This is a genomic window from Mycobacteroides sp. H001 (assembly GCF_001440005.1).
GTDB lineage: Bacteria > Actinomycetota > Actinomycetes > Mycobacteriales > Mycobacteriaceae > Mycobacterium > Mycobacterium gwanakae.
The window spans coordinates 35,587-49,012 of sequence record NZ_LJYH01000025.1; the positions used below are offsets into that span (position 1 = coordinate 35,587).

The window sequence follows — 13,426 nt, forward strand, 5'->3', positions numbered from 1 at the left end:
ATGCCAGGGACCTTGAAGGGAGCTCGGGCATGGCACCCCACGACCTGGCGATATCCGGTGACGTCAAGTGGATCGGCGAACCGCCTCATCAGGAGCTCGAGCGCGGCGCGCGCCCGCTGCTGCCCACCGAGGATCCGTTCTATCTGCCACCCCGCGGATTCGAACACGCCCTGCCTGGCACCGTGCTGCGCACCCGCGATGTCGAGATCGGGTTCCTGGGCGTGATACCGCAGCGATTCACCGCGACTCAGCTGCTGTACCGCAGCAATGACCTCAATCGCCGCCCTGAAGCGGCGGTGACCACCGTTCTCACGCCCACCGGCACCGACCCGGCGGCATCCGTTCCGATCGTCTCCTACCAATGCGCCATCGACGCCGTCACCGACCGGTGCTTCCCCTCCTATGCCTTGCGCCGCGGTGCCCATGCGCTCGGCTCCTTCACGCAGCTCGAACTGCTCCTGATCGCGGCACTGCTCGCCCAGGGCTGGGCCGTCTCCATACCCGATCACGAGGGCGTCGACGGGACGTGGGGTGCGCCGGAGGAGCCCGGGTATCGGACGCTCGACGGAATTCGGGCGGCCCTGGACTGTGAGCGCCTCGGGCTGTCCCGGCGTGCGCCCATCGGGCTGTGGGGGTATTCCGGCGGAGGACTTGCCACCGCCTGGGCGGCGGAAGTCAGTGCCGAGTACGCACCCGAGCTCGATATTGCCGGTGCGGTCCTCGGTTCTCCGGTAGGCGACCTGGGGCACACCTTCCGTCGCCTCAACGGCGGGCTGTTCGCCGCGCTGCCCGGGCTGGTCGTCGCCGCCCTCTCGCACGTGTATCCGGGCCTCGAGCGGGTGATCGAGGAGCATGCGACGCCCCAGGGCAAGGAGTTCCTCGGTCGGCTCGAAGGCATGCCAACCTTGCGGGCGATCGTCGCCATGGCCTTCAAAGACATGGACGATCTGGTGGACCAGCCGCTGGATCAGCTCCTCGAGACCCCTGAGGTGCAGCATGTCTTCGAGAGCATCAAGCTCGGAAAGACCGTCCCCACTCCTCCGGTCCTCATCGTCCAGGCCGTGCACGACCAGATCATCTCGACGTCGTGCATCGACAAACTCGCCGAGACCTATCGCGGCGGTGGCGCCCACGTCGCCTACCACCGTGACCTGCTCAACGAGCACCTGCTGCTGCACCCGATGTCCGCACCCATGTCGATGGCATGGCTGCGCGCACGATTCGCCGGCGACGGCCTGGGAACGGAGCCGCGGCGTACGAGCTGGCCGCTGGTGTTGAAGCCCTCGACCTACCTGGGCCTGTTCAAGCTCGGCTGGGTCAGCGCCAAGGTGCTGGGCGGCCGTCCTCTCTAGAGAAGGGTCAGCTGTTCAACGCGGCAAGGGCGGCGTCCACGGCAGTCTTCTTGACCTGTGTACGTGTTCGGCCCGCGTACTCGATGGTGCAGTCCGACAATCCGCCGAGGGCCACTGTCGCCCGAATCATCTGTACCGGCGAGGGTTTGGTGCCCGCCAGAAGTGTGATCAGCTTGCGCCGCCATTCGATCATCCACTCACCCAGTTCGATCTGTCCTAATGTGGCCAGGTCACGCACGATGATGCCCAGCACCACACGATGCGCCCACAGCACGTCGAAATAGTCCTCTAACAGTTGGCGCGCGTCCCGTGATCCGCCGGTGGCCAAAAACGCCTCCAGGTCGTCCACCATCGGCTGCACGATGCTCCGTACCAGATCGTCACGCGACGAAAAGTGGTAGTAGAGAGCGGGCTTGGTGATATCCAGCCGGGCCGCTATGTCCCGCAGGCTGGTGTTGCGCAGCCCCTGCTCGGCGAAGAGATCTCGCGCGACCGCTTGGATGCGCTCCCTGGTGTTGATCGCGACGGGCGCTTCTGGGGTCATCGTCCGATAATAGTCGCTGACTTTCCGGTCGGTAAGCAGTATGCTCGATTTACTTACCGATCGTTAAGTAAGGAGGCGGACATGCGGGTGCTCATTTCTGGCGCGAGCGTCGCCGGTCCCACACTGGCTTACTGGCTGGCGCACTATGGATTTGACGTCACAGTGGTCGAACGCTCACCTGCTCCACGCAAATCGGGGGGCCATGCCGTCGATTTGTTCAAACCCGCGATGGACATCGTGGAGAAGATGGGTGCTCTCGAGAGGATCGAGGCCCGTAAGGTCGGCACCGACCTGCTGTCCATCCATCGCGAGGGTAAGCCCGACCTGGTGGATCTTCCCGAGGCGCTCATCTTCTCGGCCGTCTCGCAGCGCCACGTCGAGATCATGCGCGACGATCTCAGCGAGATCCTGTATGACACCAGCTCCTGCACCACCGAGTACATCTTCGGCGACTCGATCACCGCGCTTACCGAGGACGGCACCGGCGTTGACGTCACTTTCGAGACGGGCCCCGAACGCCGCTTCGAACTCGTCATCGGCGCGGACGGTTTGCACTCGAATGTTCGCAACCTGGTATTCGGCCCCGAGGCAGGCTATTCACATTGGCTGGGCGAATATCTCGCGGTCGCATCGATACCCAACTACCTAGAGCTGGACGATCGCGCTGTGATGTTCCCGCGGGTCGATCGGATGGCCGGCATCTACAGCGCCGCGCTACTCCCGGATGCGCGCGCGTTCTTCCTGTTCCGCCCGCCGGCACCACTTGAGTACCACCACCGGGATGTACCACGGCAGAAGGAGCTATTGCGCGAGGCGTTCGCAGACTTCGGCTGGGAAGTGCCACGGATGTTGGCGCAGGTGGACGCGACCGACGCGTTCTACATGGACTCCATCACCCAGCTGCGGATGGACACCTGGTCAAAGGGCCGGATCACGCTCGTCGGTGACGCCGGATACTGCCCGGGTCCGGCGGTGGGTGGAAGCACCAGTCTGGCCGTGGTTGGGGCCTATGTGCTCGCCGGGGAAATCGCGGCCGCGGCAGGCGATCACACTCGCGCCTACCCCGCCTGCGAAGCAGCCCTGGGTCAGTATGTGCGCCGGAGCCGTCAACTGGCCCTGACCGCATCGGACACCTTGGTGCCCAGGAACCGTTTCGGACTGTGGACTCTTGTTCACGGCGCGCGAATCCTTGGTCATTTGCCGCCGTCATTGGCACGCGTCGCTTCCCGGCTTGTCGCGGCACGCGCGCTGAGCATCCACGATACCTTCGCCATCCGCGACTACCAGGGAATGATCCGCCGATAGCACATCGACCACGGTCCGGATCAAGAAGCGCCAGAACGTCATTGGCGATGGTGATCAGCGCGTTGCTAGCCGACACCACCTCATTGCGGTGGCCAATTCACGCGTGAGCACCCCGTACGCTGACATCCGGGTCGCTTCGAACCAGACAGAGGAGTGAGATGGACCGGACCGCCAATCCCTTGTTCAAGGCGGGTATGGCCGCTATCACCGCAACCGCCTTGGTTGTCGCGCCAACGGCCGTTCCGCGCACGCCGCAAGCCATCTCGCTCCCCGACATCCGATCAGCCGCAGTTCGTCTGAGCTCATTCGCATTCACACCACAAGCCGACAACGGCCCGCTGGGAACGCTGACCGGGCTGAAGTACCCGCTGCCGTCGAGCGCGCCCGGGGCATCCGACGCGCCGGCCGGGCCGCTGCCGCTCACTCCGATCACCAGCACCAGTCTCCTGGCGCAGCCGCGTGCGGCGGCAGCCTCACCTGACACCCCCTCCGTCGCGCCGTCTCGGTCCAGTGCTCCCATGGCCGCGGCTGCGGGTCCCGCCGTCGCGAACTCCATCACCAATGGCATCGACCAGGCCTATCAGTTCATCCAGTACTGGGTGGACTACGGCGTAGACCTGGCGCAGTGGGGTGCGGGGTTTGTTCCCGTCATCGGCGGCCTCGTCAGCGCGCAGATCGGCATCGTCTACGACAATCTTGTTCGGCCCATCGCCAACAGCTTTGTCTACAACCTCGTCGACCCGATCATCAACGACCCCAGCTTCTCCAACATCGTCAATTCGTTCGGACGATTCGGCAGTGACATCGTCAACTCCGTCATCAATTTCGCGTGGGCAGAGGCACGCTACTTCCTGCCACCACTGCCGCCGCTGCCCGGTTTGGCCCTGCAAGCGACGGCCGATTCGGTCGGTGCGACGCCCACTTCCATTCACGAGGCATTGGCGCCGTTCACCAAGGCCTTCAAGGACGCCCAGGCGCATTTCGCAGAGACTCTGGGCCTGACGAAAGCCGATCAGAAACTCGCAAGTCTCGAAAAGAGCGCCATCACAGCGGAAACCACCACAGACATCACTGACGGCGCCGCTAAGGAAGACGACAAGACCGCGGCAGCAACCACTGCGGCTGTTGATAGCAAGGACCGCGCCGAGACCAAGACTCCGGGCAAGGACAAGGCCGCCACCGCAGCCGTCGACAAGGACACGAAGACGGACGTGAAGGCAATCTCCGACACCAAGGAGGCCGCGCCCGGCGCCACCAATCAGTCGCCCAAGGACGCTCCTAAAGACGCCACGCCCGGCAGCGCGACGGCCGGTACCCAGGGAGATTCCGGCGAGGCGCTCACGGGTACTAAGCCAGCCAAAGATGTAGACAATCTGAAGGATTCGACTAAGGAAGATAAGGCACCCACCGCCGCGGTGATCAAGGAAAACACCGACAAGCCGGCCAAACCGAAGGCTCCCGCCACCAACACCACCGAGCACGGCACCGTCAGCGCGCAGGGCACCGTCCGCGGACCCATCTCACAGTCGACCACCGGACAGCCTGCGGGGTCCGCCCCGGGCTCCCAGAACCCGGCAGGCAAGACCTCCGATGCCCAGGCACAGGGTGCGGAGTCGAAATCTTCCGAGACTAAGACCTCGGAGACGAAGACTTCCCAGACCAAGACATCGGAAACCAAATCATCGGTCACCAAGCCATCCGAGTCCAAGAGCTCCGGATCCAAGCCGCCGAGTGCGTCCACGGCGCATGACTCGGCGAGCAAGTCCGCCGGATCGGCAAGCGGCTCGTCCAAGTCAGGTAGTGACGGGTCTAAGTCGAGCGGAGGCGGCCACGACTAAGCGGTCTCTGCGCTGTTGATCGCCGTCGGCGAGAAATTCTGCAGCAGAAAGTCATTCAGGCGCTGAGTAGATGCGGCACGGGTGGAGGTGCCCCACGCCAGCGCAATTGATCGGTGGTAGCCGTCGCCGACCAGCGGTATCTCGCGGATACCTGGTGGTGTGCGGTCGTCATGCGGCAGCAGTGCGATGCCAAGCCCCCGGCTGATGAGTTCACGGATCGTGCCGAACTCAGTGACTTCGATGGCAATATTCGGAACGTAACCCGCTGCACGACACCAAGTCTCGGTGAGCTGCCGAAGGTTGTAGCTGGGCGGATTGGCGATGAATGTCTCGCCGGTCAGCTGGTCCAGGCTTAGTCCGGTCTCCCCGGCGAGCCGGTGATCCATGGGTACCGCGACCTGAATCCGCTGCGCACCGATCGTGGTGTGGTGCAGACGCTCTGGCGCGGGAATCACGACGGCGAGGTCGAGATTCCCGGTCATCAGCTCTGCACCGAGTTCTGTTCCGTGCGCCTGTTTGAGCAGTACCCGGATACCCGGGTGTCGGTGCCGGAACGCAGCGAGAAGATCGGGGATATGGCCCGACCCCATGGTGAGCGGGAACCCGAAACGCACCGTCCCATGCTCTGGGTCCGCATCTCCGGTGAGCTCCCCAAGAGTGCGATCGAGTTCGGCCAGGGGCTCACGCGCCCGGGCCGCGAGGCGACGCGCCTCAGGGGTCAGCCGAACCGTCCTTCCATCATGAATGAGCAGTGGCACCCCCAGCGCCGTTTGCAGCGAGTGGATTCGCCGGCTCATTGACGACTGCGGAATATCCAGCGCCAGTGCTGCCTGCGTCATATGCCCGTCATGCGCGGACAACTCCACGAGTGCCCGCAACTGGGGAGCCAGTTGAGATGTCCATTGATCCATTACCGGATGATACTTGCCCAATCATTCATTGGACGGAATGAATGTCAGCGGCGGATGGTGGCTGCCATGAAGAACGTCCCGCGCACCTCCGGTGCCCATGACGATGCTGATGTGGTGTTGATCGGTGGCGGCATCATGTCGGCGACCTTGGGTTCGATGCTGTCAATCCTGGAGCCCGAATGGCGAATTGTGCTGCTGGAACGCGCCGATGCGCTCGCCACCGAGAGCAGCGGTCCCTGGAACAACGCCGGCACCGGGCACAGCGGATTCTGTGAACTCAACTACATGCCCGATCCCGCGGACGGCGCGAAAGCCACCGGGATCGCCCGGCAGTTCCATCTCAGCCGTCAGTGGTGGTCCTATCTCGCCGAGAACGGTCTACTCGAGCCCGATGCGTTCATTCACCGGGCAGCACACATGGACGTGGTGTTCGGGCACCGGGATACCGACTATCTGCGGCGTCGATACGAAACACTCTCTGCCGAGCCGATGTTCACGGGAATTCGGTTCAGCGATTGCCCCACCACCATCGAGGACTGGGCGCCGCTGGTGATGCGTGGCCGCGCACCCGATGAACCCGTCGCCGCCACCCTGCATCCCGACGGGACCGATGTCGATTTTGGCGCCCTCACGCGTGCGCTGACACAGATGATCATCGATCGCGGTGCACAGGTGCGCCTGGAACATGAGGTACGCATACTCAACCGGGCCAGCGACGGCTCATGGATGGTCAATGGGCTAAATCCCCATGGCGACTTCACAATACGAGCCCGCAGCGTGTTCGTCGGCGCTGGCGGGCACGCGCTGAGGATACTGCAACGCGCCCGGCTTCCCGAGGTGCGTGGTTACGCCGTCCTACCCGTTGGTGCCGCGTTCCTGCGGTGCGGGGATCCCGGCGTGGCGAACCGGCACACGACCAAGGTCTATGGCCAGGCACCCGTCGGCGCACCGCCGATGTCGGTACCGCACCTGGACAAACGCCTGGTTGGCGGGCGGCCGTATCTGATGTTCGGCCCCTACGCGACATTCAGCACCAAGCTCCTCAAACACGGCCGATGGATCGATTTCTTCACCACGGTGCGCTGGCACAACATGCATGTGATCGCGGCCGCGCTCGTCCAGAATCTTTCACTGATCGGATACCTGATCACACAGCTGGTGGCGGGCCCCCGCCAACGATTCGCCCAGTTGCGCCGCTACTACCCCACCGCCGAACCCGGCGATTGGGAGCTTGTCCCGGCAGGTCAACGGGCACAACTCATCAGGCCCGATCGCCGGCGCGTGGGCGTACTCCAGCAAGGCACCGAACTGGTGGTCAACGCGGACCACACCATCTCGGGGCTACTTGGCGCCTCCCCCGGCGCCTCCACGGCGGTTCCGATCATGCTCGACGCCCTCCAACGCTGCTTCCCTGAGCGCTGGCACACGTCGTGGCGCACAACGATGTTCACCGCGATCCCGGGTGCCGCGGCCCCCGTCTGGGATACGGCGGCCGTCACCGACTCCGTACGGGTCACCGCACGCGCGCTGGGCCTCGACGAAACTAGGCCGTCGAGTTGACGCCGTCGACTGGCGGGACGGCCACGGGCACCCGGTACAGCGGGCCAGTCACTGGTGGCCAGGCATCGAGATCGTCACGCACACAAGCCACTACACAGAACATGTACGTGACCGCCGCCAAACACGGAGCCAGCGCCAGGGTGACGGCGATCTGAGCGGGCGTGTGACCGTAGAAGACAGCGGGAGCCTCGACGACATACTTGATCCGATGTCCCTCGTCGAGCTGAGCACCGGCGATATCCAGTGCCCCGTAACGTAATCGGACCAGTGCGGCCCCGACACCGGCCGCGAGCGCCGAGCCTGCCAGGGCGCCCAGGGCGATCCCGCCCACCATCACCGGACCACGATGCGCCCGCCACTGCCAGGCCGCGGCCGATACGACCACCGCAACCACCGCCGCCATCCCCGTCAGCAGCGTGGTCGCGATGAAGAAGTTGTCGGCCTGATTGCCCAGATGAACAAACACGCGGCCGTTGTCCCGGGTATCGGCGATGGCGCCGTGCACACCCGGTGCGATGACGCTCCACAGCGCCCCCACCAATACCCCTGCAACGCTCAGGACACCGAAAACCACCGTGACTGCCTTGACGTGTGAAAAACGCGGCGCGACAGCCTGATCCACGACCGCCGAGGTGACAGTCGCGGGCGTCGCGGGCCCTTCGCCGGCGCTCATCGCTACCCCTGGCTCTTCGCCGGCGCTCATCGCTGCTCGAGCTGCTTGGAGTCCGCCTCACCATGACGTGAACACTTCGCGTGCCAACCATCCGGGCGCACCTGCACGATCATCCGCCGCCCGCACGCCGCACAGAATCGCGGCGGCTCCAAGCCAAGCTGTGCCGCCGTCGGCATGACCAGACCAGTCAACCCGTCCATTGATTCGCCGGTGTACACGTTGTACTTACCGGCGGCCACCGGTTCTGTACCCATCACGTACAGGCTATTGGTCACAGGCTGCTGTTGAGTGCCTTGATCGGCATCTGCAGATCGACGAGCAGTTCCAGGTCCGCCTCGGCCGGACGGCCCAGTGTCGTCAGGTAGTTGCCGACGATGACGGCGTTGATGCCGCCCAGAATGCCCTGCTTGGCACCCAGATCACCGAGGGTGATCTCACGACCGCCGGCGAAGCGCAGCATGGTGCGCGGCAGTGCGAGACGGAACGCGGCAACGGCGCGCAGCGCGTCAGCGGCCGGGAGCACCTCAAGATCCCCGAAAGGCGTTCCGGGGCGCGGGTTCAGGAAGTTCAACGGAACCTCATCGGGTTCCAGCTCGGCCAGGTTGGCGGCGAATTCGGCGCGCTGCTCAAGCGTCTCACCCATACCGAGGATGCCGCCGCAGCAGACCTCCATGCCCGCCTCGCGAACCATCCGGAGGGTGTCCCAGCGCTCCTCCCAGCTGTGCGTGGTGACCACGTTCGGGAAGTGCGATTTGGCTGTTTCGAGATTGTGGTTGTAGCGGTGCACGCCCATCGCCGAGAGGCGATCCACCTGCTCCTGAGTCAGCATGCCCAGCGAGCAGGCGATCTGGATGTCGACCTCATTGCGAATGGCCTCGATACCGGCAGCGACCTGAGCCAGCAAGCGCTCGTCGGGGCCACGAACCGCGGCCACGATGCAGAACTCGGTGGCGCCGGACTTCGCGGTCTGCTTCGCGGCCTCGACCAGGCTCGGGATATCGAGCCACGCGCTACGTACCGGGGAAGCGAAGAGACCGGATTGCGAGCAGAAATGGCAGTCCTCGGGGCAGCCACCCGTCTTGAGGCTGATGATGCCCTCGACCTCGACCTCGGGGCCACACCACTGCATCCGGACCTCGTGCGCGAGTGCGAGCAGCTCCTCGAGGCGCTCGTCGGGAAGCTGGAGCACGCGCAGGACCTGATCCTGCGTCAGGCCCACCCCCTGCTCGAGCACCTGCTCACGGGCGGTAGCCAGTATGTCGCGATCCGTATCGCCCGCGGTGGTTGCTTCGGCTGCCTGAGTCACGCAGCGCTCCTCACTAGGTCCAAACCTGATACTCAATCCTGAACGGTGTTCAGGTTAGAGTATGGCCATCACCGAGCCAAACAAGGGGCGCGCCGCCCCGCTGAACCGATACGACCTGGTGCGCCGGGCCACCGCGATTCTCGACGACTACGGGATCGCGGATCTCACGATGCGCCGGCTGGCTCGTGAGCTCGATATCGCGCCGAGCGCGCTGTACTGGCACTTCGCGAACAAACAGCAGCTGCTCGGCGCGGTCGCCGATCACGTGCTGGCGCCTTTGGCTGAAACTGATTGTCGCGATGTGCCATGGGAGCAGCGCATCGAATTCCTGTGTGCCGCCCTGCGTGACGCTCTGCTATCGCACAAGGACGGAGCGGAGCTGGTGTCGGCGAGCTTCGCCTCCGGCCAGACCTCCCACATGATCACGGTGGTGAACCGCTTGGCCGAGGCCGCCGTCACCTCCGGACTGGGCGCGGTACCGGCAGCCCTGGCCGCCCGCAGCATCGTCTACTACGTCTTGGGTTATGTCGCCGACGAGCAGTCCCGGCTGCAGTGGGATTCGGCCGGTGCGCTGCAAGACGGCCAGTCATTGCTCGCCGATGGCGCGGGGCTGACGGACCCCACCGCGCAGTTCGGATTTGGCGTGCGCCTTCTGGTGGACGGCATCGGCCAGCTGGCCCGCCAGTCCAGCCCGATCAGTTAGAGGCCACCAGCTCCTTGACCCACTGCGGGTCGAAGAGCGCGACGCTCATCTCGGCGAAGACCGCGGGCATCAGCCGCCCGGCCCCCTCGGGAATCACCGCACGCACCGGCGTCTGGAACTGGTTCGCCAGGTCCTCACGATTGAGCCGCTGCGCCAGATCCGGCTCTGCCGGGAAACTCCCCACCACCAGGCCGGCACAGGGCACTGACTGCGCCGCCAGCGCCTCTAGCGTGAGAGCGGTGTGGTTGAGCGTGCCCAGGTCGGCGGTGGTTACCACCAGCACCGGCGCGTCCAGAACAATCGCCAGATCGCGCAGGGTCTTCCCCCCGGCGGCCAACTCCACCAGCAGGCCGCCCGCGCCTTCGACCAGCGTCAGTGCTCCGGGCCTGTCGAGGGCGAATATCGCCGTGGCCATCTGCACGTGGTCCAGCAGGCGAAGGCCCGCCCGCGATGCCGCAGCCACCGGAGCAAGCGGTTCGGGATAACGCGCCAAGGTCTCGACGCGTGTCACGCCGGACAGCCGGGCAACCTCGTCGGCGTCACGGTCCTCGCCGGTTTGCACCGGCTTACACACCGTCACCTCAATGCCTTGGCTCACCGCGGCCGCGGCCAGGGCCGCGGTGGCCACCGTCTTGCCCACTCCCGTCGATGTTCCGGTGACCAGGAGGACCGTCATCGGCGGGCCAGCGCCAATACTCCGGCGAGCACCTCACGTACCCGATCCATATCGGCATCGGTGAGGGAAGCGCGCGCCGTCAGGCGCAGCAGTGACTGCCCTTCGGGGACCGACGGCGGACGGAAGCAGCCCACCCGGACACCCTGCTCCAGGCATGCCTTGGCGGCGTTGAACGCGACCGTGGGGTCTCCCAGCACCACCGGCACCACAGCAGACTCGGGTCTATCCGCCAAACCGCACCACTGACCGAGCGTGGCCGCGTGGTCAAGGACGGCGTGAACCCGTTCCGGCTCGGCAGCCATCAGGCGCAACGCCGCCAGCGCCGACCCGACCGCGGCTGGAGCCAGACCAGTGTCGAAGATAAACGGCCGCGCGGCGTCGACCAGATGTGCGCGAACAGCCTCCGAGCCCAACACCGCCCCACCCTGGCTACCCAGGGCCTTGGAAAGCGTGACGGTGACGACGAGGTCCTCACGTCCGGCAAGACCTACTTCGGCGACCAGCCCGCGACCACCGGCTCCGCGTACACCCAGCCCGTGCGCCTCATCGACCAACAGCACCGCTCCGTGACTGCGACAAACCCCGTACAGGTCGGTCAGTGGTGCGAGTGCGCCATCGGCACTGAAGACCGCGTCGGTGAGGACAAGTGCGCGTTCCTCGGGGCGTTGCGCCAGAGCCGCGGCCACCGCCTGCGTATCGCGATAGGGCGTCACCACTACGCGCGCCCTCGACAGGCGGCAAGCATCGATCAGCGAGGCATGCGTGCGCGCATCCGAGACAATGAGCGTTCCCGGACCGGAAAGTGCCACCACCGCACCGAGATTGGCGGTGTACCCCGAGGAGAAGACCAGTGCCGACTGTGTGCCCATGAAGTCGGCAAGCTCCCGCTCAAGCTCTTCATGCAGTTCGGTGTTGCCGGTGACAAGGCGCGAACCGGTGGAGCCCGCACCCCACACCCGCAATGCTTCGACGCCGGCCTCGATCACCTCCGGGTGTCGCGCCAGGCCCAGGTAGTCGTTGGACGCCAGGTCGATCTCGGGCTCGGCGGCACTGCGGGTACGTAGCCGCCGACGCAGTCCTGCGGCTTCCCGTTGACGCTCTACCTCACCCAACCAGGCAAGCGGTGATGATGCCTCGACCACCGACGCCTCCTCTCCTGAACGGTGTTCAGGTTAGCGCACACGTGGAAGCCCCCGTCACGGCGTTCGGCCTGGCGACGCGGCCCCCACCGCCGCCGCGGCACGCACCATCGCATCGGCAATCCGCTGTATCTCGTCCTCGCTGCAGATGTACGGCGGCATCGTGTAGATCAAGGTCCGGAACGGCCGCAGCCACACCCCGGCGTCGAGCGCCGCATCGGTGGCGATGCGCATGCCCTGCTGCCCCAAGGGCAGTTGCATGTCAATCACACCGATGGCGCCGCACACCCGCACATCGGCAACTCCATCGAGACCAGCAGCGGGCGCCAGGCCGCTGCGCAGGCCCTCGGAGATCGCCGTAACCCGCGATTTCCAATCCCCTGACTGCAGTAGTTCTATCGAAGCGACCGCTACCGCGCAGGCCAACGGGTTGGCCATGAAGGTCGGGCCGTGCATGAGCGCGCCCGCCGCACCGTCACTGATGGTGCGCGCGATTTTCGCGGTACACAGCGTGGCGGCCAGGGTCAGGTAGCCACCGGTCATCGCCTTACCCACACACATGATGTCGGGGCTGACCCCGGCATGGTCGGCTGCGAACAGCTCACCGGTGCGCCCGAAGCCCGTCGCGATCTCGTCGAAGATCAGCAGCACACCGTGCCGGTCGCACATGGCGCGCAGCTCTGCCAAATAGCGCGGATCGTGGAACCGCATTCCGCCGGCACCCTGAACGACCGGCTCGACGATGACGGCCGCCAGTTCGGCGGCATGCTCGGTCAGCTCCGCCTCAAAACGCCGCCTGTACTCGTCGTCGTACGCGTGGGGAACCTTCTCGGCGAAGACCTGCTCGACCAGCACATCTGTCCACAGCGAGTGCATGCCGCCTTCCGGATCGCACACGCTCATCGGGGCGAAGGTGTCGCCGTGATACCCCCCGCGCCAGGTCATCAGGCGATGTTTGGCCGGCAGCCCCAGGCTGCGCCAGTACTGCAGCGCCATCTTGATCGCCACTTCCACCGATACCGATCCGGAGTCGCAGAAGAACACCGTCTCCAGACCGGCCGGAGTCAGCTCCACCAGCAGCTGGGCGAGGCGCGCGGCAGGTTCGTGGGTGAGCCCACCGAACATGACATGGCTCATCGAGGCCAACTGTTCGGTCACCGCACGGTCCAGAGCGGGATGGCCGTGGCCGTGGATGCACGACCACCATGAGCTCATCGCGTCGAGCACCTCGACCGATCGGCCATCACGCACCACCGTGATGTTCGGACCGCTCGCACTGGTCACCACCAGCGGCCGTTGCGCGGCATCGGGATCACCGATCCCGCTGTACGGATGCCACAGATGCGCAGCATCGACGGCTCCGACTTCATCGGGTGTCAACCTCGGCACAATCATCGAGCCTGTCACAAACCCTCGGCA

Annotated in this window: 13 protein-coding genes; 5 read left to right on the forward strand and 8 right to left on the reverse strand. The window is 65.4% G+C overall.

The features are described from left to right. The first annotated feature begins 29 nt into the window (after window positions 1-29). A complete protein-coding gene (locus tag AOT83_RS09165) occupies window positions 30-1,352 on the forward strand; it encodes a lipase family protein (protein ID WP_057965874.1) in 1,323 nt (440 codons plus the stop codon). A gap of 7 nt (window positions 1,353-1,359) precedes the next feature. Here the strand turns inward: AOT83_RS09165 and AOT83_RS09170 are convergent, their stop codons facing one another. Then, window positions 1,360-1,896: a TetR/AcrR family transcriptional regulator gene (locus tag AOT83_RS09170; RefSeq protein ID WP_030093400.1), complete on the reverse strand. Its 537-nt coding sequence runs from the start codon at window positions 1,894-1,896 to the stop codon at window positions 1,360-1,362. Between the two features lie 81 nt (window positions 1,897-1,977). Between AOT83_RS09170 and AOT83_RS09175 the strand changes: the two genes are divergently transcribed. Both AOT83_RS09175 and AOT83_RS09180 read left to right on the forward strand, forming a co-directional pair. Then, window positions 1,978-3,201: an FAD-dependent monooxygenase gene (locus tag AOT83_RS09175; protein ID WP_057965875.1), complete on the forward strand. Its 1,224-nt coding sequence runs from the start codon at window positions 1,978-1,980 to the stop codon at window positions 3,199-3,201. Window positions 3,202-3,359: 158 nt separating this feature from the next. Next, the gene (locus tag AOT83_RS09180) at window positions 3,360-5,039 is read left to right on the forward strand and encodes a hypothetical protein (RefSeq protein WP_057965876.1); all 1,680 of its coding nucleotides are present in this window, start codon (window positions 3,360-3,362) and stop codon (window positions 5,037-5,039) included. On the opposite strand, the gene AOT83_RS09185 is transcribed toward AOT83_RS09180, so the two are convergent. Further along, window positions 5,036-5,950, reverse strand: coding sequence for a LysR family transcriptional regulator (locus tag AOT83_RS09185; protein WP_057965877.1), 915 nt, complete (start codon window positions 5,948-5,950; stop codon window positions 5,036-5,038). The genes AOT83_RS09180 and AOT83_RS09185 overlap by 4 nt on opposite strands. Window positions 5,951-6,016: 66 nt before the next feature. Here AOT83_RS09185 and AOT83_RS09190 point away from each other — a divergent pair, with 66 nt between their 5' ends. Then, a complete protein-coding gene (locus AOT83_RS09190; RefSeq protein ID WP_057966025.1) occupies window positions 6,017-7,510 on the forward strand; it encodes a malate:quinone oxidoreductase in 1,494 nt (497 codons plus the stop codon). On the opposite strand, the gene AOT83_RS09195 is transcribed toward AOT83_RS09190, so the two are convergent. Genes AOT83_RS09195 through bioB form a run of 3 tightly spaced genes read right to left on the reverse strand, consistent with a single transcriptional unit; the run spans window position 7,494 to window position 9,489 of the window. Further along, window positions 7,494-8,213 (reverse strand): DUF2567 domain-containing protein, encoded by a 720-nt coding sequence (locus AOT83_RS09195; protein WP_057965878.1) that lies wholly within the window; start codon window positions 8,211-8,213, stop codon window positions 7,494-7,496. The two genes, AOT83_RS09190 and AOT83_RS09195, sit on opposite strands and share 17 nt — an antisense overlap. After that, complete coding sequence (locus tag AOT83_RS09200) at window positions 8,210-8,458, reverse strand: hypothetical protein (RefSeq protein ID WP_030093406.1); 249 nt, start codon at window positions 8,456-8,458, stop codon at window positions 8,210-8,212. The genes AOT83_RS09195 and AOT83_RS09200 overlap by 4 nt, the downstream gene beginning before the upstream one ends. Continuing rightward, window positions 8,455-9,489 (reverse strand): biotin synthase BioB, encoded by a 1,035-nt coding sequence (bioB, locus tag AOT83_RS09205; RefSeq protein WP_030093407.1) that lies wholly within the window; start codon window positions 9,487-9,489, stop codon window positions 8,455-8,457. The genes AOT83_RS09200 and bioB overlap by 4 nt, the downstream gene beginning before the upstream one ends. A 61-nt stretch (window positions 9,490-9,550) precedes the next feature. On the opposite strand from bioB, the gene AOT83_RS09210 reads away from it, so the two are divergent. After that, window positions 9,551-10,192, forward strand: a complete 642-nt coding sequence (locus AOT83_RS09210) for a TetR family transcriptional regulator (RefSeq protein ID WP_057965879.1) — start codon at window positions 9,551-9,553, stop codon at window positions 10,190-10,192. On the opposite strand, the gene bioD is transcribed toward AOT83_RS09210, so the two are convergent. Genes bioD through AOT83_RS09225 form a run of 3 tightly spaced genes read right to left on the reverse strand, consistent with a single transcriptional unit; the run spans window position 10,185 to window position 13,387 of the window. Further along, entirely contained in the window at window positions 10,185-10,868 is a 684-nt protein-coding gene (gene bioD / locus AOT83_RS09215; protein ID WP_057965880.1) for a dethiobiotin synthase, read from the reverse strand. The genes AOT83_RS09210 and bioD overlap by 8 nt on opposite strands. Then, the gene (locus tag AOT83_RS09220; RefSeq protein ID WP_030093410.1) at window positions 10,865-12,010 is read right to left on the reverse strand and encodes an 8-amino-7-oxononanoate synthase; all 1,146 of its coding nucleotides are present in this window, start codon (window positions 12,008-12,010) and stop codon (window positions 10,865-10,867) included. The genes bioD and AOT83_RS09220 overlap by 4 nt, the downstream gene beginning before the upstream one ends. A gap of 54 nt (window positions 12,011-12,064) precedes the next feature. After that, window positions 12,065-13,387 carry an adenosylmethionine--8-amino-7-oxononanoate transaminase gene (locus tag AOT83_RS09225; RefSeq protein ID WP_196328271.1) on the reverse strand — a complete coding sequence of 441 codons (1,323 nt, stop codon included), beginning with the start codon at window positions 13,385-13,387 and terminating at the stop codon, window positions 12,065-12,067. Between the last annotated feature and the right edge of the window lie 39 nt (window positions 13,388-13,426).

Bases quoted from the DNA above. Each gene is read 5' to 3' on its own strand.
- AOT83_RS09165 (WP_057965874.1), top strand. From the start codon at position 30: ATGGCACCCCACGACCTGGCGATATCCGGTGACGTCAAGTGGATCGGC.
- AOT83_RS09170 (WP_030093400.1), bottom strand. From the start codon at position 1,896: ATGACCCCAGAAGCGCCCGTCGCGATCAACACCAGGGAGCGCATCCAA.
- AOT83_RS09175 (WP_057965875.1), top strand. From the start codon at position 1,978: ATGCGGGTGCTCATTTCTGGCGCGAGCGTCGCCGGTCCCACACTGGCT.
- AOT83_RS09180 (WP_057965876.1), top strand. From the start codon at position 3,360: ATGGACCGGACCGCCAATCCCTTGTTCAAGGCGGGTATGGCCGCTATC.
- AOT83_RS09185 (WP_057965877.1), bottom strand. From the start codon at position 5,950: ATGGATCAATGGACATCTCAACTGGCTCCCCAGTTGCGGGCACTCGTG.
- AOT83_RS09190 (WP_057966025.1), top strand. From the start codon at position 6,017: ATGAAGAACGTCCCGCGCACCTCCGGTGCCCATGACGATGCTGATGTG.
- AOT83_RS09195 (WP_057965878.1), bottom strand. From the start codon at position 8,213: ATGAGCGCCGGCGAAGAGCCAGGGGTAGCGATGAGCGCCGGCGAAGGG.
- AOT83_RS09210 (WP_057965879.1), top strand. From the start codon at position 9,551: ATGGCCATCACCGAGCCAAACAAGGGGCGCGCCGCCCCGCTGAACCGA.
- bioD (WP_057965880.1), bottom strand. From the start codon at position 10,868: ATGACGGTCCTCCTGGTCACCGGAACATCGACGGGAGTGGGCAAGACG.